A 19,302-nucleotide genomic window follows, 5' to 3' on the forward strand; every position below is an offset into this window, starting at 1 on the left:
CTCGAATGTGAAATGAACCTTCTTCAAGCAGGCGGTTAGCTGTCGCGCAGGTGTCACCTCGCGCACTAGCCTCACCTTCTTTATCAGAGCGGCGGCGAATGAGCGTGCACATTCCTGGAGCGAATGGTGCTGTGACTCCCTTTGCAATCCTGCTGCCTTGCCACACGGCGTCGACGCTCGTCTCGTCAGATCATTTAAAGCACGGGCGGCACGAAACTCAAACGGCGTCCGCTTGCGTATGTGCGCGACCGCACATAGGTACTCACCCAGTGTTTTTCATCGAGCCCCAGCTAGCTCCGGATTACCCCGCAACCGCTGCGCGACGAGCCCGTGCAGCGCGAGGCTGCGCCGATGCTTGTCGAGCTTCAGGTGTGGGGGGTACTCTCCCGCAACGGCGGCCGCCGCAATGGCCTCGGTCATCGCTTCGACCGTCACGGGGCGACCGCGCACCGCGGCCTTCACGCGCTGGACAAGTTCGTTGCGCGCAAGCGGCGGATATGCGGCTACCTCGTACACGAGGTAATTGGCAATCCTGATTGGTTGGATCGCACCAAAGCGTTTATTCTGGACGGCGTGGAAGCGGGCGCACTGACGCCCGTGATTGCCACGACGTTTTCCTTCGAGCAAATCGCCCTGGCGCACTGCTATCTGAAATCGAACGAGCCGTTCGGAAAGGTCGTCGTTACGCTCTGAGCCTGGCGCCGGTAACGCGCCAGTTCACGATGTAGTCGCGGCACACTGGGCGCAGAGCCCGAAAACGACGAGGCTCGAATGTGTATAGCGAAAGCGCTGCGCCGCGGCAATGGCGGCGTGCTGCTCCTGCAGCGTGGGCTCGTCGATGTCGACCACGGTCTTGCAGCTCTCGCACACGAGGTGCGCGTGCGGCGCACCACGCCCAAGCTCGTACACCACGCGCGTTTCGCCAACCCACGTGCTGTGGAGCAGGGACGATTCCATCAGCTGGGCAAGCGCGCGATACACGCTCGCGAGACTGCATTGCTCCACGTCTTTTGCAATGCGGCGAAAGACCTGGTCGGCGGTCAGATGCTCGTGCGGCGCATCATGAAACACCTTCAGCACGGCCACGCGGCTGGACGTAGGGCGCAGGCGCGCGCTCTTCAGTTCGGAGTAGACCGTTCTCATACGATGGAAACCACGTCGGCAAGGCCGACAGTGTCCCCCGGGAATGCTTAAGGCTTCCTTATGTCGGTGGCGTGGGCGGCACGCCGCAACTTCCTTTCACGCCGCTTTATGCTATGGCACCGTATAGATGGAAAAGCATGCTCTTGGCGATCATTGGACAGACGCACGTACGAGGCCCTCATGGCTGCCACACCCACGGTGATCTTCGGCGCGTTCGACCGGCACAACTTCGGCGATCTGCTGATCGCGCAGGTGGTGGCGCGCATGCTGCCTCGGCGCGAACGGCTGTTCGCCGGGCTCGCCGCGCGAGACCCGCATGGGGATGGCGGCCCGCACACCGTCGCGCTCTCGCGTGTCGCCGCATTTGCGCGCGGCCGCGCCGTGAACGTGATTCACGCGGGCGGCGAGCTGCTGACCTGCAATGCGTGGGAAGCCGCTGTGATGCTCGCGCCGCCGCAACGCGTGCCAGCGCTCATTGCCGCTGAAGGCGAATGGCTGCGCGACGCTCGCGCGTGGACGCAAAGGCATGTTGGCGTGGCGTCACTCGCGCCGTACGCACTTTCAAAGTTGGCGTTGCCCGGCGTGCGCGTGGATCATCTCTCGTTCAACGCAGTAGGCGGTGTCGATCTCGACGCACGCTACGCGCAGTTGGGCGCCGACGTGCTCGCCGCGCTGCAATCCGCTGACACGGTGAGCGTGCGCGACTCTCGAACTCAGGCGTTGCTCGCGCAACGGGGCATCGAAGGTGCCCGCCTGATACCTGACCCTGCCACGATGACGGCTGTTTTGTTCGGCGCGACGATACGCCGGCACGCCGCAAACCTCGCGCTACGCGAAGCGCTCCCGCGCGGCTATGCCGCCGTGCAATTCAGCGCCGACTTCGGCGACGATGCAACGCTCGATACGCTAGCCGCCCAGCTCGGACGCGTGGCGCAGGCGCACAACCTGGGTGTTGTGCTATTTCGCGCAGGCGCCGCTCCCTGGCACGATGACCTGGAAGTGTATGAGCGGCTTGCGGTTCGACTGCGCGCCGCTCACGTTCGCGTGTTCGCTTCGCTGAACGTCTGGGACATTTGCGCGTTGATCGCTGGTAGCCGGATTTATTGCGGCAGCAGCCTGCACGGTCGTATCGTTGCCATGGCCTATGCGCTTCCGCGCGTCAATATCAGTCATCCTGATTATTCTTTTGGCCGAAGCAAGCATGTGGCTTACGTGCAGACATGGGAAGCAGCGGGCATCCCCGGCGTTGTACACCCGGGGAACCTGGCCGATGCGGTTGCCCATGCGCTGGCGAGCGATTGCGACGCATTGCGCGAAACCGCATCGGCGCTCGTGCGGCGGTATCGGAAGGAGTTCGAAGCCGTCGTTACGGGATGAGCGCGCCCGGGCATTCAGCCCGGCGGCGGCCCCGGAAACGGTTCGACCGCCTGCGGCTGGGCGTCGGGATCGACCACGGCATTCACGCGTGCGCGAAAACCATTGACGCGACTCTCAAAGGCAAATGGGCTCGCACTAGCGATCATCGCTGCGCCGGACTGGTTGACGAAAACCGGGTCTTCACCCTGCGTGGTGCGCTGGATCGCGTGCTCGCGATACGGATCGAGTTGCATCAACGACACCATCAGCGGCTCGGGAAAGAACACCTGGCCGACATGCGAAACATGCGACGCGCTTGCCATGCGGACCTTGAAATGAATGTGATTGGTGCGCCCAGGATAGTTGCCCGGCACGATAGTCTGGAACGTGACAACGCCCGCGCGATCGGTGTGCTGAATGCCGCGCAGAAAGGTCTCGCGGTCAGTGGGCCGCGGCGCGGGTGGCGGACCGGCGCGCCAGTCCGCGGGTGGGCGGCCGGGTGCCTTCGGATCGAAATCGGGCGGCGGCGAGAGCGCCATTTTCGTGTAGCCCGAGTAAGCGCCCATTGCGTCGCATTGCCATATGTCGACCGCGGCGCCCACGAGCGGCGCGCACGTTCTTGCGTCGGTGAGCACGATGTCGAGCGTCAACGGCACACCCGGCTTGCCCTCCCGGACGTCCGTGCGCTCAAGATCTCCGTCGATCCAATAGGGGCCGACTTCCTGCTCCGGCGTGAGGCGGCAAGGCTGGGCGCTCGCCAAAGCGGCGGGGCTCGCTTCGAGCGTCGCGGCGCTCGTGCCGAGCGCGATCGTCAGTTTGATGAATTCCCGGCGTGACAGGCGTGATGTCATTGATGTGCTGCATTGCGCGTGATGGCGGGACTCTACCCGACCCGGCGCGCATGACGATTACATTTCTATTACGCCTTATTTCGCGCCGGCAGGCGTATTTGTCCTGATTGCCCCAATTTAACCGGCTGTGCAGAAATGCGCATGGAAACCGTCGCGAATGGTCAAGACGAAGCGATATTGGCTTCCTATAGTCGCTTTCAGCGTTTCGCCCCGGCGCTCGTCGTGCGGGGCGGTTCGATCGATACCACGCCTTTCTGGAGGAGCCCAACCCGTAGTCGACGCGAACAAGAGAGTCGTGAACCGGCCGCCGCCCCGACCGCGCAAGGCGCGAAAAGCGGGGGAGCCCGGCCGGTATGCACGCCACAGCAGTGAACCCATGCTTGCCGACAAAGGAAATAACATGCGTTTTGCGAAGACTCTTACCCCTATCGCAGTTGCCGTTGGAGCACTTCTCGCTGTTGCACCGCTCGCCTCGCGCGCGGATACCGTTGTCAAAATCGGCTTTGCCGCGCCGCTCACCGGGCCGAACGCCAGTTACGGCAAAGACCTGGAAAACGGCGTGAAAATGGCCCTCGACGACGCCAAGGCACAAGGCGTCAAAATCAACGGCCAGCCCGTCTCGTTCGAGCTTGTCGCCGAAGACGATCAGGCCGACCCGCGTGTGGGCGTGCAAGTCGCGCAAAAGCTCGTGGATGAAGGCGTTTCGGTCGTTGTCGGCCACTTCAACTCGGGCACGACCATTCCCGCTTCCGAGCTGTACGAAAAGGCGGGCCTGCCCGACATCGATCCGGCCGCCACGAACCCGGTCATCAGCGGCCGCGGCTTCAAGAACATCTTCATGGTGATTTCGAGCGACGCGCAAAACGCGGGCACGGCGGGCGCCTATGCGGTCACGACGACCAAGGCCAAGCGCATCGCCGTGATCGACGACCGCACGGCCTTCGGCCAGGGCGAAGCGGACGAATTCGTGAAGGCCGTGAAAGCGCACGGCGGCGACATCGTCGACCGCGAGTACACGACGAACCAGGCGACGGACTTCAAGACGCAACTCACGAACATCAAGAGCAAAAACCCCGATCTGATTTTCGTCGGCGCCCTCAATCCGCAGGCGGCCGGCATCATGAAGCAGATGGCCCAGCTCGGCATCAAGGCGCAGTACGTGGGCGGCGGCGGCGTGAAGGATGTGGACTTCGTGAAGCTCGCGGGCGACGTGTCGGAAGGCGCCATGGCGTGGGAATATGGCCGTCCGCTCGACAGCACGCCGGTCGGCGCGAAGTTCGCCGACCGCTTCAAGCAGAAGTATGGCGTGGACGTGCTCTCGTACGCGCCGTTCGGCTACGACGCGGCCTGGGCCGCTATCAAGGCGATGCAGGCGGCGAATTCGACGAAGCCGGACGACTATCGCCCGAAGCTGCAAAGCATCAGCTTCGACGGCATTACCGGCCATATCGAGTTCAACCCGAATGGCTCGCTCAAGAACGGTTCGTCTACCGTGTATCAGGTGAAGAACGGCCAGTGGGTGACGGTCAAGACGGTCAGCGGCCTCTGATCGCCCACGCGGGTCCGCCGCTTCCGGGCGGGCCCGCCCTTCAACCATCAAGCTTCAACCGTCGGTCGAAACCGTCACACTTTCCCAGGTGCGGATTTCGTCTTCCAGCGCCGCCAATTTGGACCTGACAAGCCCCAGTGCATCGCTGCCGAGCAGGAGATGCCTGGGAGGGTGGTCCGCTTCGATGGCGGCGAGCATCGCGCGCGCCGCTTTCTGCGGGTCCCCTAGCTGCTTGCCGCTCTTTTCCTCGCGCGCCTGGCGGACCGGGTCGAAAATCGCATCGTAAGCCGCGATCGAGCGCGGGGTGCGCCTCATCGAGCGCCCGGCCCAGTCGGTGCGAAACGAGCCAGGCGCAACGGCCGTCACCGCAATGCCGAATGGCTCGATCTCTTTGCCGAGCGCTTCCGAAATGCCCTCTAGCGCGAATTTGCTGCCGCAGTAGTAACTAATGCCCGGCATGGTGATATAGCCGCCCATCGACGTGATATTCAGAATGTGGCCGCGCCCGCGCTCGCGCATGAAAGGCAGGACCGCCTTCATCATGGCCACCGCGCCGAACACATTCACGTCGAACTGCCTGCGCATTTCCGATAACGGCGACTCCTCCATGACGCCTTCGTGACCGTATCCGGCGTTGTTGACCAGAACGTCCACGGGGCCCACGCTCTCCTCGATTTCCGCCACGACGCCGTCGATGGCATCGAACCCGGTCACGTCGAGCACGCGCGCGAAGACGCGAGACGCCGAAAGCGATTCGACATCGCGCTTCGCCTGCTCGCTCCTCACCGTACCCACAACAGTGTGACCGGCCGCCAGTGCTTCTTGCGCCAGCGCGCGGCCAAAGCCGCTGCTCACGCCCGTAATCAGCAGAATTTTGGTGGATGCCATTGAAGGTGCTCCCGAACGGTGTCTGAAAAGTTCATACTAGTCTGAACCGGGAGGCATAATCAGCCCAATTTCGGTAATTTTCTTGCCTAAAACTATGAACACGAAGCGGGACTCATCCGACCATTCCGTGCGCTCGTCACGAAGCCAGAAGCGCATGATCGCGTTGCTTCACGCGCTGGCGCCCGACGAGGGCTACAACCTCACGGCGCTGCCGAGCGTGCGCATTCTGCGCTCGAACCGGCCGCTCTCACGCACGCCGGTGCTCTACGACCCCGGCGTCGTGATCGTGTGTCAGGGGCGCAAGCGAGGCTATTTCGGCGACCAGCTCTATCTCTACGACGAGCATCATTACCTCGCTGTATCCGTGCCCGTTCCATTCAGTATGGAGACCGAATCAACTGAGGAACACCCGCTGCTCGCGCTGTACCTCCACCTCGATTTCGCCCTCGCCGCCGAACTGGCGGCGCAGATCGATCGCGAAGGCATCAAGGAACCCGTGCAAGCGCCGCAAAGCATGATGTCGACGCCGATGGATGACACGATGCAGATGTCCGTGCTGCGCCTGCTCGAGGCGATGCATCGGCCTCTCGAAGCCGCTGTGCTGGGCCAGGGCTTGCTGCGCGAACTGTATTTCCGCGTGCTCACGGGCGCGCAGGGAAGCTCCCTGCGCGAGGCTTTGGCGATGAAAGGTCAGTTCGGCCGAATAGGGAAGTCGTTGCGCCTCATTCATGCCGGCTACGCGCGGCCATTGGACGTCACGCAACTGGCCGAGGAAGCGGGGATGAGCGTGCCGAGTTTTCACAGCCACTTCAAGGCGATCACCCAGGTCTCGCCCATGCAGTACGTGAAATCCACGCGGCTGCATCAGGCTCGCCTGCTGATGGTCCGCCAGGACCTGAGCGCGGAGGCAGCGGGCCACGCCGTGGGCTACACGAGCGCGTCGCAGTTCAGCAGGGAGTTCAAGCGGCTTTTTGGTTTGACGCCGGCAGCCGAAGCAAAGCGCATGCGCGCAAGCTTTGCCATTCCGGCGCCGTTCGCCGGCGCGACTTACGTTGCGTCGCACTGAGTCTGATCGGTGTCCTCAAACGGGATTGCCGCTGCGCGGTGATCGCGCGACACGCAATGCATCATCAGCAATCCTTACATAAAAATTACACGAAATATACCGGCACGATACGCCCAAAGCCAGAATCCGATATCACTGGGCTCGCGCATGCGTGCCGCACTGTTTAGCCGAATCGGCGCACAATAGCTTCAGTCGAATTTGTCTGCTTTCTGGAACGCGACCGGCCCCACACCCGGCCCCAAACGCTGTCACGCTACGACCACCATGCTCGAGCGGCGCATCAACCCGAAAGTCATCACATGGACGGCTTGCTGATCGGACCGGCAACACGCAGGCAGGCGCTCTTCGCCAGCGTATGCGCATTGGCGATTCTCCTCACGCTCGCGCTCGCGGCGCCGCGTGCGCGCGAAGCCTTGCCCGGCATCGCCCCGTTCATGCCGATGTGCGCGCTCACGGTGTTCACCACGTCGAGCATCGCGGCTTTCCTGCTGGGCGCCCGTTTCGCGGCTACGCGCGTGGCCATGCTCGCCGCGCTGGGCGGCGCTTATGCGTTCACGGCTATTACCGTCGCGCTGCAGTTGCTGATGTTTCCTGGCGTGTTCGCACGCACGGGCCTGCTCGGCGCGCTGCCGTATAGCGCCGCATGGATGTGGGTGTTCTGGCACGCCGGCTTTCCCGCGCTTGTCATCGTGGCCGAACTCGTGCGCAAGCGCCTGCCCGCCCCGCCGTTCGCCCGCGAACGTCTCGATGCCCGCGGCTGGCTGCTGATCGCCGCGCCCGCAGCGGTCGCCGCCCTGCTGGGCGTGCTCGTCACGCACGTCGATCTCGCATCGCCGTTTTACGACGATGCGAGCGCCGCGCCGGCATCGGCCATCGCGAACAATCTCGCGGGCCTCGCGATCTGCGCGCTCAACCTGGCCGCCATTGCGATCGTGTTGCTCAAAGGCCGGCTGCGCCTCGTACTCGATTTGTGGATCGTGGTGGCGTTGCTCGCCTCACTCGTCGACGCCGCGCTCAATACGCTCAGCATCGAGCGCTTCACGGTGGGCTGGTATGTCGCGCGCGTGTTCAGCATGTTCGCGCCTGGCGTGCTCGTGTGCGTGCTGGTATGGGAAGTGACGGCGCTCTATCGCCAGCTCTCCGAAGAACACGCTACGCTGATCCGCGCTTCCGCGCGCGATGCACTCACGCGCGTCTACAACCGCAGCTATTTCGACGAGCAGTTCCGCGAAGCGTTCGAGCGCGCCGCGCGCAGCGGCCGGCCGCTCTCGCTCGTGATGCTCGACGTCGATCACTTCAAGCACTACAACGACGCTTTCGGCCATCTGCACGGCGACGCCTGCCTCGGCGCCGTAGCGGGCGCGCTCGCAAGCACGCTTGCCAGCACACTGCGCGAGCCGGGCGGCTTCGTCGCGCGCTATGGCGGCGAAGAATTCGCGCTGGTGCTGCCCGATACCGGCGCAGATGAAGCCGCGGCGCTTGCTGAACGCGCTCGCGCCGCCGTCGAGCAGCTCGGCATCCCCTCTCCCGCCGCAGACGGCCTCGTCACGGTGAGCGCGGGCTGTGCCACCCGCGACGCGATCGTTGCGTCGTCCCCCAATGCGCTCATCGAAGCCGCCGATGCCGCGCTATATGCCGCCAAACACGCCGGCCGCAACCGCGTGAGCCACGCAGGCGCGAGCGTCGCCTGAAACATTGCCTGCTGCGTTGGCGTTAGTGCCATTGCCTGAAACACCGTTGCGATAAGCACAACGCATTTGGGTTTCAACCAGGTGCTTCCACGTCGCGGCATCAATAAAGTGCGTGCTATGGCCTGTTTCGGCATTTGCATACTTTGCGCGCAACCCATGCAAATCCCTCGATGCATGCCCATTTTGCTCCCTACACGCTTTCAAAATGTAATGAGGAATCGGGATGTCCATTGAAAAATCGGCGGAAATTGCCGCCCGCTTCGACCGGCTGCCGCCATCGCGCACAGTCTGGACGATGGTGATTCTGCTGTCGCTTGGCGGTGTATTCGAGTTTTACGACCTCTTCTTCACCGGCTATGTCGCGCCCGGCATGGTGCATTCGGGTCTTTTCACGCCGGAGTCGCTCGGCTTCTTTTCCGCACTCGGGCCGCTCAAGGTGGCAGGCTTCGGCACCTTTGTGTTCTCGACTTTCGCGGGGCTGTGGGTCGGTGCGCTCGCGTTCGGTCAGGTGGCCGACCGCTTCGGGCGGCGCATCATCTTCACATGGTCGCTGATCTGGTACATCGTCTGTACGGCCATCATGGCGTTCCAGACGAGCGGTCAGGCGCTCAATATCTGGCGCTTCATTGCCGGCATCGGCATCGGCATCGAACTGGTGACCATCGACACGTACATTTCCGAGCTGATCCCGAGCGGCGAGCGCGGCCGCGCCTATGCGGTCAACCAGTTCATCACGTTCAGCGTGGTGCCCGTGGTCGCGTTTCTCGCCTACATCCTCAAGGACTCCCATCCGATTGGTCTCGACTACTGGCGCGTGGTGATCCTGATCGGCTCGGTCGGCGCCGTGGTGGTGTGGTTCCTGCGCCGTCACATTCCCGAAAGCCCGCGCTGGCTCGCGCGCAATGGCCGCGAGGACGAAGCCGAACGGATCGTGGCCGACATCGAGCGCCGCGTAAGCGCCGAAACGGGCACAGCTTTGCCGCCGCTCGGGCCGATCTCACTGGAAAAGGCCGGGCGCGGCTCGCTTGGCGAAGTGCTGCGTGCGCCGTATTTGCGGCGCACGGTCATTTTGTCGATTTTCAACATGGCGCAGGTAATCGGCTTTTACGGCTTTGCCGCCTGGGTGCCCACGCTGCTGATCGCCCGTGGCGTTCACATCACGCAGAGTCTCGCGTACGCCTTTGTGATTGCCATCGCCAATCCGTTCGGACCGTTGATCGGCGTGTGGTTCGCGGACAAACTCGAGCGCAAGACGCAAATCGTCGGCGGCCTGCTGATTATGGCGGTTGTGATTACGTTATTCGCGCAAGCCACGCAACCGGCGGTCTTGATCGTGCTGGGCGTGCTCTTCACGCTCGCTTCGAACGTGATGTCCTACGCCTATCACGGCTATCAGGCCGAGCTTTACCCTACGCGTATCCGTGCGCGCGCCGTCGGCTTCGTGTATTCGTGGAGCCGCATTGCCGCCGCGTTCGCGGGCCTCGCCATCGGTATCCTGCTCCATCATTACGGTGTGCCAGGCGTGGCGGTGTTTATCGGCGCTTCGATGCTTGTGGGTATCGTGATGATTTTTCTTGGGCCGGTGACGCGCGGGCTCTCACTCGAAGCGATCAGCCATTAACGAGTGCGATCGTCAAAACAGCACGTGTGATTTGACGATCATTTGCGCGGCCGCGGCCAGCACGCACACGAGCACGACAACCCGAAACGCGAGCGGATGCAGGTTGTCGCGCAACGGTCGAATCAGCAGCATGCCCGCGATGGCGGGGACGCTGGCCGCCGCCGAAATCGCGAGATCGACGAGATTGGCGTGCCCGCCATGGCTGAACGTCGTGATGAGCGTGATGACCGAAACCACGAGAATAATCGCGATCTGCTTCGTGAAGGCACGGCCCGTGGCGCCCGACGCGATCAGATACATGGCGAGCAAGGGCCCCGGCACGGCGGCAATGCTCTCCATGAGCGCCGCTCCGAAGCCGAGCGCGAAGCCCACTGGCCTCGCGAGCGCAGGCGCGAGTTTGAAGCGCGGCGAGACAAGCAGAAGCACAGCCGCCACGATCAACGCCACGCCCGAAGCCGCCTGCGCGTGATGCGGCTCGAGCGCGATCAGCACCGACACTCCGATCACATTGCCGATCACGGTGCCAATTAATGGCGCCGCGATATTGCGCAAGGTAGGCAGCATTTCGCCCCCCTCCAGCGCCTGCGGAATATTGCCGAGAATGATCGGCATGGACAGTAGCAGCACCGCTTCCTTGACCGGCAAGAAATGCGTGACGATGGGCATGGCCACGAGCGGCACGCCAATGCCCGTCACGCCCTTCACCATGCCGCCCAGCACGAGCGCAATCACAATGCCGAGCAATTGAAGCACGTCGAGCGACTGCAGATGGGGCGCGAGAAGGCCCGAGGAAAAAGATAGGCCGGACATCGGTGACAAAGATGGCAAGGGGCGCGCGTCGTTTCGCGCTACTCATGTGAAAATGGCCGCGGGCGTCGAAACGCCGGAGCGGCCACCGGGTGCACAAAGCGATTGTCGCTTATGCGGTCTTCTGTGCAGCTTTTTTCGCGGTTGCTGCCTTGGCGCGCTTCGCAACGGTCTTTTTCACCGCTGCCGCATTGGCACGCGGTTTCCGTGCGACTTTGGCAGCCGGTTTTGCTGCGCTGCCATTGATCAGGAATTTCGAACGGTCTTTCACGTCGCGAATCCATACCGGTGCACGGCCGCGGCCGGTCCATGTTGCGCCGGTTTTCGGATCGGCATATTTGGCCGCAACGGTGCGCTTCGGTCCAGCGGCTTTAACGGCTTTGGCGCCTTTGCCGGGTTTGCGGCCACGCCTCTTGCCGATGAATTGTTCGATGTCGGCCACGCTCAGACCGTGCCTGGCCATCAGATCGCGAATTTTCGTGAGACCGAGCGACGTTTGCTTTTCCACGATCGATTCGGCCTGCTTTTGCAGCTTTGCGATCTTCGATTGAATTGCATCCAGGGTGACCATTCACGCCTCCTTATTCACGGTTTTTACGGACACCCTTCAACCATCACTGGCCGATCGAATTGCGATCTTGTCGGCCGGGGCGTCGCGAAAGACAGCGTGATTATGAAGTCAAATCACGCATGCTGGCAATTTTAGACGAATATTTTGTAGTGAAAAACATGTTTCCTGATCAGACTATTGATTGTTTCGCAAACCAGGTCCCCATGAATTCTCATTACGCAACATTCGCGCCGCTACGCGACGGCGGGTGCGCGCTGCAATTCGACCACATTGACCTGATCGCCAAATAGCTCGCGAATCAACGGCAAAAGGTGATCGTGGTGCGTGAGAAACAGCACCTGCGTTTTCGCCGATAGATTCCGTAACGCCGCGAACCCGGCCTTTGCGCGTTCGTCGTCGAAATTGATGAACAGGTCGTCGGCAACGAAGGGCAACGCCGCCTTGCTCGCCAGTTGCAATTCGAGCGCTGCGATACGCAGCGCGAGAAAAAGCTGGTCGCGCGTACCTTCGCTCATTCCGCTCACTTCCACGGTTTTGCCGTTGCTGCGCCGCGCATGCAACGCGGGCGGATTGCGTTCGTTATCGACAACTAGCCGCGCGAATTCACCGAGCGTGAGTCCATTGAATATTTCCCCCGCGCGACGCAGCATCGGCCCTTGCTTCTGGTCGCGATAACGGTCGGTTGCCCATTTGAGCAGGCGGCTCGCGGTCGCGGCTTCGAGGTACTGTTCCGCGGCTTCCCCCATGGCGCTCAAGGCTTCCTGGCGCTTTGCCTCCGCAAGCGCGGCATTGGCCTGGCCGTTGATCGCGTCGAATGCCTGCCTCGCGCTCACCTGTTGCTGCAGGCATTCGCTCAACGCGCGGCTGCCTGCTTCGCGTTGCTGGTTCACGGTTGCGAGCAGTGCGGGCACCTCGATGATGGGTTGCTCCGCAATTTCCGCGGCGATGGTTTCCTGCGCTAGCCCGTCGCCTTCGCGCACGAGCCTGTCCCGCGCTGCCGCAATCGCATTCGACAACGCGCGGCGAGCATCGGAGCGCTCGGCGAGCGGCAATGCCATGTCGATTTCATTCACGCCCGCGAGCTTCAGGATGGGCTCGATGCGCGCCTGTGCGCCCGCCACCGCCGCGGCGGCATCGGCAACGCGCGTGCGGGCGCCCTGCACCTCGGCTTCGGCCTGGGCGAGCGATTTCGCCATTTCGCGCGCGGTTGCGAGTCGCGCCGCGAGTTGGCGCGCCACGTCGATGCCATCGCTCGACGCAGGCCCTTCGGGCGCGAGCGTCTGGGCCAGGCGTCGCGCGTCGGTTTCCAGCGTCTCCAATTGCGCGCGAATTGCGCGAATGCGGTTGCGGGGTACTTCGGCATCCGAAAAAGCAGCCGAAATGACATTGGCAAGTTCGACGGCGCCTTCCGCCGCCGCGAGCGTCGCGGCGCGCGTGCCGAGATTCGCCTGCGCGAGCGCCTCGCGCCATTGCATCTGCCACTTTGCGTAGGCGTCCTGCTCAATCGTCAATCTGGATTGCGCGGATTCGCTCGCGCGTTCAGCGTCGCGAATCTGGGCCTCCAGACCTTCGCGCTGCACCGCGCTCTTTTGAGCCGACTGCACCACGGTTTCGGCCACGCCAATCAATGTCGTCAGCGCATCGTCTTCGTTTGCCTTCGCCACCGGGCGCAACGTTTCGAGCAGCGCTGCATGGGCCGCGATGCGCGCCGCTCGACGCGCTTCCAGCTCGCTCGCGCGGCGGTCGCTTTCGCTCTGCGCATTGAGCGCCGCTTCGCGATTCGCCAGCCACGCGCCCATGTCCGCTAGCGGCATGCCTGGCAGGCGTGCGTCATTCGCAATCTGCGTCCAGCCATTGCGAAAGGCTTCGAGTTCGCGCTCGCGGTCGCTTAGCGCAGCAAGCTTGCGCTGCGCATTCGCGCGCGCGGTTTCGACTTGCTGACGCAGATTCTGCAAGGTGGCCGCCGCCTGCGAAGTGCCGAGTTGCGCGTCGACGAGTTCGTCGGCCAGACGCATCGCGTCGTCGACGGCGGGCGCGCCTTGCGCGAGACTGACGCGCGCCTCCTTGACCTCGCCCCACGCGCTATCGCGGCGCAGGCGCGCCGCCTGTACTTCAGCCGTCGTGACAACCTTGTTGCCCTGCGTGAACTGCGTCTCCTGCAACGCGAAGCGCTCGATATCCTCTTGCGCAGCCGCCGCCGCTTCTCGCGCGGCGGCGACCGCGCTCACGCGCTCGCTTTCTTCCTTTTGCAGCGCCGCCAGGCGCGTAGCCGATGGCAGGTCGAGCGCGCGCAGCGCTTGCACCGGCTGGCTCCATTGGCCCAACAGTTGGCGCTTTTCTTCGACCGTGCGCTGCGCATCCGCCAGTTCGCGCTCGAGCGCGCTTTCCTTCGTCACGCTGTTGCGCCATTCACGCGCATCGTCGAGCGCGGCGCGCAACGCATGCGGCACGTCGATGCCGGGCAAGCGCGAAAGCTGCTCCTGCAATTGGGCGAGCTTGCGCGTTTGTTCGCCGTGCGCCTCGCGCGCCGTCGTGAGCGCTTGCTCACGCAGACCGTGATCGCGCAGCAGGTTCGTCACCGTCTTCAACGCCAGTGCACCGGGCAGCGCGGCGCGCAACGCGGCTTCTTCGACCGGCCAGCCAAGCTGCGCCGCAGCGGCGAATGCGGCGTCGAGATGGTTACGGATTTCCGTTTCACGCACCAGCAATTCGCGCGGATGATTGACGCATTCGCCGCGCAGCGCGTCGAGCGCGTCGATTTCGGCGGCCAGCGCGAGTGCCGCGCGATCGGGCTCGATCGCATCATGTGACGCCTGCTTGCTGGCGAGATCGAGCTGGCGCGCTTCCTGTACTTTGCGCTCGGCGGCGATGTCGGCTTGCGCCTTCAACAGATCGGCATACGCGGTCGGCGGTAATTCGACGACCTCGCCCAATGCGGCCAACTCGCTCTGCTTGAGCGAAAGCTCTTCTATATAGGGAGCGAGGCGACGCACGCGCTCGAGCTTCGAGCGCTGCGATTCGAGACTGCGCTGTTCGGCACGCAAACGCTCGATAGCCTGCTCGACCGCTTCAAGCGCGTCCTTTTTCTCGACCCAGTCGCGCGTGCGCACTTGCGCCGCCTTCAGTTCGCTCGTTGCCTCGGCGAACGACGTTTCCGCCTGTGCATACGCACTGCCGCTGCGCCGCGGAGCCCAGAGTTCGGCCGCGCGATTCTCCAGTTCCTCGCGCACGGGCCCGAGGCTCCCCACGCCCGCTGCCGATTCGAACAACACCTGACCGAGCTTGTCCGATGCGTCGAGAATGGTGCGGCCGCCTTCAACGAGCCGCGCATGATCGAGGCCGAACATCTGCTCGAAAAACTCCTTGCTCGCGCCGTCGAGAAATGCGGCGAGAAAATCGTCGGGCAGCTTGTCGTCCTGCGGGGTGCGCAGCGAGTTGCGCCCGCGCGCGCGATGAAAACGCTGCTCGGCCGCGCCGTTTTCCAGCACGCCGCCAAGACGCAGTTCCGGCGTGCCATGGAGGAAATCGAGCGGCGTTTGCAGGCGCATGCCGAACAACAACTCCGACACGGCCGTGCGCACCGTGGACTTGCCCGCCTCGTTCGGTCCCACAATCACGTGAAAATCGTACGCCGCGTGGGGAAACGGCAAGGTCGTATCGGTGAACTTACCGTATTTGATTAAATCGAGTTGCTTGAGACGCACTGGTCATTCTCCCGTGGAAAGGCGCGCGAGCAGCGCGGGACCGACCTGCTCCACCAGCGCCGCGAGTTTGCCGTCGCGGGCGAGTTCGAGCAGTGGCGCGTCTTCTTTCACTTCGCTGCGCACCTTGCCGACGAACGCACGCAAATCGCGTTCGAGCAGCGCGAGGAATTCGGGGTCTTGTGTGGCGGCGTCGAGTATCTGTTTGAGATCCGCGAGCGCTTCGATCTGTTCGTTTTGCGCGGCGGCCGTGTCGGCTGGGCTTGTTTCGAGCTTGACCTTTTCCAGCCACAGCTTGTCATTGCCGATAATGCCGATCTGGTTGAGCACTTCGGCGCGCAATTGCGTGGCGCGCCCGAAAAACAGCCCATGCGCCGGCGACCTGCCCGTCACCGTTACGCGCACCGCGCGCGGCACATGGGCATCGACTGACAGCAGCGCTTCGAGCGCAGCGCCAATCTTGCGCGCGAGACCCGCAACGCTTTCGCAGTCGCTCGCATCGACGCGCACCGATTCCCAGCGCAGCACGTCGAGGTAGAGACGCTCGACCTCCGTGCGGCTGCCCTCGACATTCACGAGCACGGCGCCGCGGCGCCCGGTTTCGCGGATGTGCCGCCCCTGGAGATTGCCGGGGAATACGATGGTCGATTGTTCCGACCACTGCTGAAATTCATGTACGTGGCCAAGCGCCCAGTAGTCGTAGCCCTTCGCGTGCAATTCGGCACGCGTGCATGGCGCGTAGGTCGCATGGGCGGTATAGCCTTCGAGCGCGGTATGGAGCACACCGATGTTGTAGTAACCGGAAACCGGCGACGGGTAGCCCACCGCGAGATTTTCGACTACCGCCTTGTCCTTGAAACTTTGACCGTGCAGCGCGACCTTGATGTCGTCCAGCATGTGCGTTTCGGGTTTGCGATGACTGAACACCACCACGTTGTCGGGCAGCGTGAGTTTCCTGGTCATTTCGCTTTCCGCGTCGTGATTGCCCCAAAGGGCGAAAACGCGAATACCGGCCTTGCGCAGACGACCCATCTGCTGGCCGAAGAAAATGCCGGTGTTGTGGTCCTTCCAGTCACCGTCGTAGAGATCGCCGGCAATGACGACGAACGCGACCTCTTCTTCAATGGCGCGATCGACGAGCAGGCGCAATGCCTCGCGCGTGGCATTGCGCAATTGGCTGGCCGGCGCATCGGGATAGGCGCTCAGACCGTGTAGCGGGCTGTCGAGGTGCAGGTCTGCCGCGTGGATAAACTTCACGACGTGTCCTCTATTGTGTTTGCGGGCGCTGAATGGAGAAAGGGCGATTGCTGCGGTATCGCGCGAGCGGGATGCGGGCTAGCGCTTTCAGCACGAACATGAGCCCGGGTTGAAGCCCGGGCATGTGGCTCGCGAATGCGGGCCAATTTTAATCGACGCGTGTGGGTCTGTTTTGGCTAGCGTTGTGCGATGAAGGACCCGGCATCTGTTGGCATGCGCCGCGCGCTGTCAATTCATCGACTGTGGAGTGTATCGTTGCGCGAGACTGTTCTATATAGATGGCACGTCAATCAGGCGCGAAGTGAGCGCTGTGGATTGTGATGGCCGAATGAATTGCAGAACATGACGCTGCGATGATTAGAGCCAGGGGGTGGCGTTGCGCGTATCGCCCGCAAACACGAACCGGTTTGCTCTTCATGCTGTCGAATGCCGTGAGCAATCTTGTGTCGACGCGAATTGCTTGCAGGCGTGCCTCCGAGGGTTGTTTTCGATTGGCGTCGCGACATTGTCGAAAACTACAAAATACGTATTGAAATATACGACCAACTCCGATGAGGTGCGCTTTACCTCGGTAACGACCAATCTGGCAGTGTTTCAGGGTCGGAGAGCCGTTATGATCGTGAAACAAGTACTAGAATTTGGTTTGTTTTGGGCGTGAAAGCCCCAAGGGGCGTAGGTTTCGCCGATTTAGCGGTTTGGAGAGAAATGTTTCACGCTGAATTGAACGCTGTTTGAAACAGGGTAAGCGCAAGCGCCGGTGATTTACGCGGCAAAGCATCCGTGGCGTTCCCTTTTAGGTCGATGTGTGGACGGCTCGCTTCCCGAAGTTGCTCCCCCCTCATTTCGTGTTTGTTGACGGTCGACACGTCGATCGCTCCGTTGGTTGGTTGGTGGTTTGTTGGTTGTGATAGCCGAGGCACTAGCGTGCGTATTGCGCATTGACGGTTAGGGTGCTCTGTGGTGCCGAAGAAGATTGTCGGTTAGTTGCATTTATGGTGAATTTCGCGGGCGAGACGAAAGCGAGTTATTCGGTGATGAGTGGCAATGCGGTCGCGACTTGCCAGAAGAGTAACGAGCCGAACAGCCCCGAGCTGCGGAACACGAAGGTCGAGTGCCGTGGGCCGCTATCGTATCGAACGGTCCTCCCCTGCTCGCGCACAGCGTGTTCCGAGCACGCCGCTGACACTGGCTATCCGATCTGTCGCGCGCTGGCCTGCCAGTCCTCCTTCAAGACACGCGTCAATCGAGAGTTGCTGGGCAGTGTTTGTTCGACCGTGCACGCGGCCACCTTCTGGGGGAGTCCTAGCTCAGAGTGCAAAGAACGAGAGTAATCGCATGGCGTTGGGTGTCGCCGTCAGATGTCAGGCGAGCAAGCGGGCTGCGCTCGCACGCTGGTGAGTTAGACCCGTCGGCACGAACTTGCGGCGTGAGATTCGATGCGGCTAGTCGTCGAAGGAGCTTATCGCGGTGGGGGTATCTGCTGTGAGAAAACGTCGGTGTTGGGAGGAAGGCAGAGGCTCCAGGCTACGTGGACGATGCCCCACTCTGCGGCTCGTAGGTCAATCAGGAAATTAACCGCAACAAGGGGACCGAAGTAGACGACTCCCGCCGCACGCAACCCCTAGTTATCGAACGACGCTTAGGGGCGTCGAATTGGCTCCGGTACCTGCTCTTTGGGAAACTAATCCAGCATGGAACTCGGCCGGCCTTTTGAGGGAGCGTGATCTCGAGTCCAGCCGCCGGAACGTTGGCGCTTTCCGTTGGCTCGCGAGCGCTGCTTACCTGGCGCGCGAGACGACACGCACGCCGGCTACACCGGTTCCAACTGTGGCGGCCAGCGCAATGAAGATTGGCGCCCCGATTACAGAGGAGTCGAGATACGCGGTCGGTGTGTCGACTCGACACACCGTGGCGCGCCAGATCACACGCACGCCGGCTACGCCGCTTCCAACCGTGGCGGGCTGCGCAATGAAGATTGACGAGCCGATCACAGAGCGTCGTGAAACACAGTCAGTGTGTCGACTTGACACACCAAGATGCGCGAGCCGACAAACATAGCGCATCCGTCGACTCCAACCGTGGTTGGTCAGCACAATGAACCATGGCCACCCGATCGACGAGTTGCACGCAGACGCTACTGACGCGCCCATTGGATGCACGCCACCGCGCAAATGGAGCGTCCATGTCTGCCGCCCAAAGCGACGCGTCTCGGACCATAATCGTGTCAGGCCGCCAAGGCGCCGAAGCAGCGATAGTGTGTCGACTCGACACACTGTTTCACCCAGCGAGTCCCCTTAGACGGGAGTCCCGCCCGCGCGCACAGTACGATGGAGTCGTCGGGAACGCGACATCAAGTCTGGTTCTCGTCCCGCCACCGATGCGACGTATCGCAGTTCGCAATCCCATCAGTCAGCCACGGCGAAGATGCGGCGCGGTGTGTCGAGTCGACACACCGCGCCCGAGTGCAAGTTGGCGTGTACGCGCTGGGCCAATTTCTCACGCAACACAATAGATAGAGCAACGGTTGAGAATCCCGCGTGCTTGCTCTTGTGCCTCCGCCGACTCCCTCCGGTTTGTGGCCATCCGCAGCGTGTGTCGACTCGACACATCGCCCCGATCAGCCGAATTCGAGTACCCAGGTTTTCTGACTTCCTGTACGCCGAGCACCGACAGCAACCGGTAGGCAGAGCCCCTTCTGCGTCGTACTCGAGACGCCATATTCTCAGGCTCTCAACGGGCGTGGTCGTCGTGTGTCGAGTCGACACACGAGCGCTCAACGGCGTGGTACAGGCATTTCCGAT

At 62.6% G+C, this 19,302-nt stretch carries 13 protein-coding genes; 6 read left to right on the forward strand and 7 right to left on the reverse strand.

Annotated features, from left to right (window positions below):
• The first annotated feature begins 351 nt into the window (after positions 1-351).
• The gene (locus U5A65_RS03470; protein ID WP_321945483.1) at positions 352-693 is read left to right on the forward strand and encodes a zinc-binding dehydrogenase; all 342 of its coding nucleotides are present in this window, start codon (positions 352-354) and stop codon (positions 691-693) included.
• Between the two features lie 24 nt (positions 694-717).
• Here the strand turns inward: U5A65_RS03470 and U5A65_RS03475 are convergent, their stop codons facing one another.
• Entirely contained in the window at positions 718-1,143 is a 426-nt protein-coding gene (locus U5A65_RS03475; RefSeq protein ID WP_321908204.1) for a Fur family transcriptional regulator, read from the reverse strand.
• A gap of 180 nt (positions 1,144-1,323) precedes the next feature.
• Between U5A65_RS03475 and U5A65_RS03480 the strand changes: the two genes are divergently transcribed.
• Positions 1,324-2,520 carry a polysaccharide pyruvyl transferase family protein gene (locus tag U5A65_RS03480; protein ID WP_321945484.1) on the forward strand — a complete coding sequence of 399 codons (1,197 nt, stop codon included), beginning with the start codon at positions 1,324-1,326 and terminating at the stop codon, positions 2,518-2,520.
• Between the two features lie 14 nt (positions 2,521-2,534).
• Here U5A65_RS03480 and U5A65_RS03485 read toward each other — a convergent pair whose 3' ends face one another.
• Complete coding sequence (locus tag U5A65_RS03485) at positions 2,535-3,350, reverse strand: intradiol ring-cleavage dioxygenase (protein ID WP_321945485.1); 816 nt, start codon at positions 3,348-3,350, stop codon at positions 2,535-2,537.
• Between the two features lie 400 nt (positions 3,351-3,750).
• Between U5A65_RS03485 and U5A65_RS03490 the strand changes: the two genes are divergently transcribed.
• Positions 3,751-4,899, forward strand: a complete 1,149-nt coding sequence (locus U5A65_RS03490) for a branched-chain amino acid ABC transporter substrate-binding protein (protein ID WP_321908198.1) — start codon at positions 3,751-3,753, stop codon at positions 4,897-4,899.
• Between the two features lie 54 nt (positions 4,900-4,953).
• On the opposite strand, the gene U5A65_RS03495 is transcribed toward U5A65_RS03490, so the two are convergent.
• Positions 4,954-5,787, reverse strand: a complete 834-nt coding sequence (locus U5A65_RS03495; protein ID WP_321945486.1) for an oxidoreductase — start codon at positions 5,785-5,787, stop codon at positions 4,954-4,956.
• A gap of 94 nt (positions 5,788-5,881) precedes the next feature.
• Here U5A65_RS03495 and U5A65_RS03500 point away from each other — a divergent pair, with 94 nt between their 5' ends.
• The 3 genes from U5A65_RS03500 (at position 5,882) to U5A65_RS03510 (ending at position 10,165) form a co-directional block, all read left to right on the forward strand.
• Positions 5,882-6,853, forward strand: a complete 972-nt coding sequence (locus U5A65_RS03500) for an AraC family transcriptional regulator (RefSeq protein ID WP_321945487.1) — start codon at positions 5,882-5,884, stop codon at positions 6,851-6,853.
• Between the two features lie 299 nt (positions 6,854-7,152).
• Positions 7,153-8,544 (forward strand): GGDEF domain-containing protein, encoded by a 1,392-nt coding sequence (locus U5A65_RS03505; protein ID WP_321945488.1) that lies wholly within the window; start codon positions 7,153-7,155, stop codon positions 8,542-8,544.
• A gap of 295 nt (positions 8,545-8,839) precedes the next feature.
• Positions 8,840-10,165, forward strand: a complete 1,326-nt coding sequence (locus tag U5A65_RS03510) for an MFS transporter (RefSeq protein ID WP_321945881.1) — start codon at positions 8,840-8,842, stop codon at positions 10,163-10,165.
• A 12-nt stretch (positions 10,166-10,177) separates the two neighbouring features.
• Here the strand turns inward: U5A65_RS03510 and U5A65_RS03515 are convergent, their stop codons facing one another.
• From U5A65_RS03515 to U5A65_RS03530, 4 genes are all read right to left on the reverse strand, one after another.
• The gene (locus U5A65_RS03515) at positions 10,178-10,975 is read right to left on the reverse strand and encodes a sulfite exporter TauE/SafE family protein (protein ID WP_321908193.1); all 798 of its coding nucleotides are present in this window, start codon (positions 10,973-10,975) and stop codon (positions 10,178-10,180) included.
• A 109-nt stretch (positions 10,976-11,084) separates the two neighbouring features.
• The gene (locus U5A65_RS03520; RefSeq protein ID WP_321908192.1) at positions 11,085-11,543 is read right to left on the reverse strand and encodes an H-NS histone family protein; all 459 of its coding nucleotides are present in this window, start codon (positions 11,541-11,543) and stop codon (positions 11,085-11,087) included.
• Between the two features lie 233 nt (positions 11,544-11,776).
• Positions 11,777-15,247 carry an ATP-binding protein gene (locus U5A65_RS03525; RefSeq protein ID WP_321945489.1) on the reverse strand — a complete coding sequence of 1,157 codons (3,471 nt, stop codon included), beginning with the start codon at positions 15,245-15,247 and terminating at the stop codon, positions 11,777-11,779.
• A 3-nt stretch (positions 15,248-15,250) separates the two neighbouring features.
• Entirely contained in the window at positions 15,251-16,501 is a 1,251-nt protein-coding gene (locus U5A65_RS03530) for a DNA repair exonuclease (RefSeq protein ID WP_321945490.1), read from the reverse strand.
• Positions 16,502-19,302 lie beyond the last annotated feature (2,801 nt).

The sequence above is a fragment of the Paraburkholderia sp. J10-1 genome (genome assembly GCF_905220165.1).
In the GTDB taxonomy this organism is placed as follows: Bacteria; Pseudomonadota; Gammaproteobacteria; order Burkholderiales; family Burkholderiaceae; genus Paraburkholderia.

Bases quoted from the DNA above. Each gene is read 5' to 3' on its own strand.
- U5A65_RS03470 (WP_321945483.1), top strand. From the start codon at position 352: ATGCTTGTCGAGCTTCAGGTGTGGGGGGTACTCTCCCGCAACGGCGGC.
- U5A65_RS03475 (WP_321908204.1), bottom strand. From the start codon at position 1,143: ATGAGAACGGTCTACTCCGAACTGAAGAGCGCGCGCCTGCGCCCTACG.
- U5A65_RS03480 (WP_321945484.1), top strand. From the start codon at position 1,324: ATGGCTGCCACACCCACGGTGATCTTCGGCGCGTTCGACCGGCACAAC.
- U5A65_RS03485 (WP_321945485.1), bottom strand. From the start codon at position 3,350: ATGACATCACGCCTGTCACGCCGGGAATTCATCAAACTGACGATCGCG.
- U5A65_RS03490 (WP_321908198.1), top strand. From the start codon at position 3,751: ATGCGTTTTGCGAAGACTCTTACCCCTATCGCAGTTGCCGTTGGAGCA.
- U5A65_RS03495 (WP_321945486.1), bottom strand. From the start codon at position 5,787: ATGGCATCCACCAAAATTCTGCTGATTACGGGCGTGAGCAGCGGCTTT.
- U5A65_RS03500 (WP_321945487.1), top strand. From the start codon at position 5,882: ATGAACACGAAGCGGGACTCATCCGACCATTCCGTGCGCTCGTCACGA.
- U5A65_RS03505 (WP_321945488.1), top strand. From the start codon at position 7,153: ATGGACGGCTTGCTGATCGGACCGGCAACACGCAGGCAGGCGCTCTTC.
- U5A65_RS03510 (WP_321945881.1), top strand. From the start codon at position 8,840: ATGGTGATTCTGCTGTCGCTTGGCGGTGTATTCGAGTTTTACGACCTC.
- U5A65_RS03515 (WP_321908193.1), bottom strand. From the start codon at position 10,975: ATGTCCGGCCTATCTTTTTCCTCGGGCCTTCTCGCGCCCCATCTGCAG.
- U5A65_RS03520 (WP_321908192.1), bottom strand. From the start codon at position 11,543: ATGGTCACCCTGGATGCAATTCAATCGAAGATCGCAAAGCTGCAAAAG.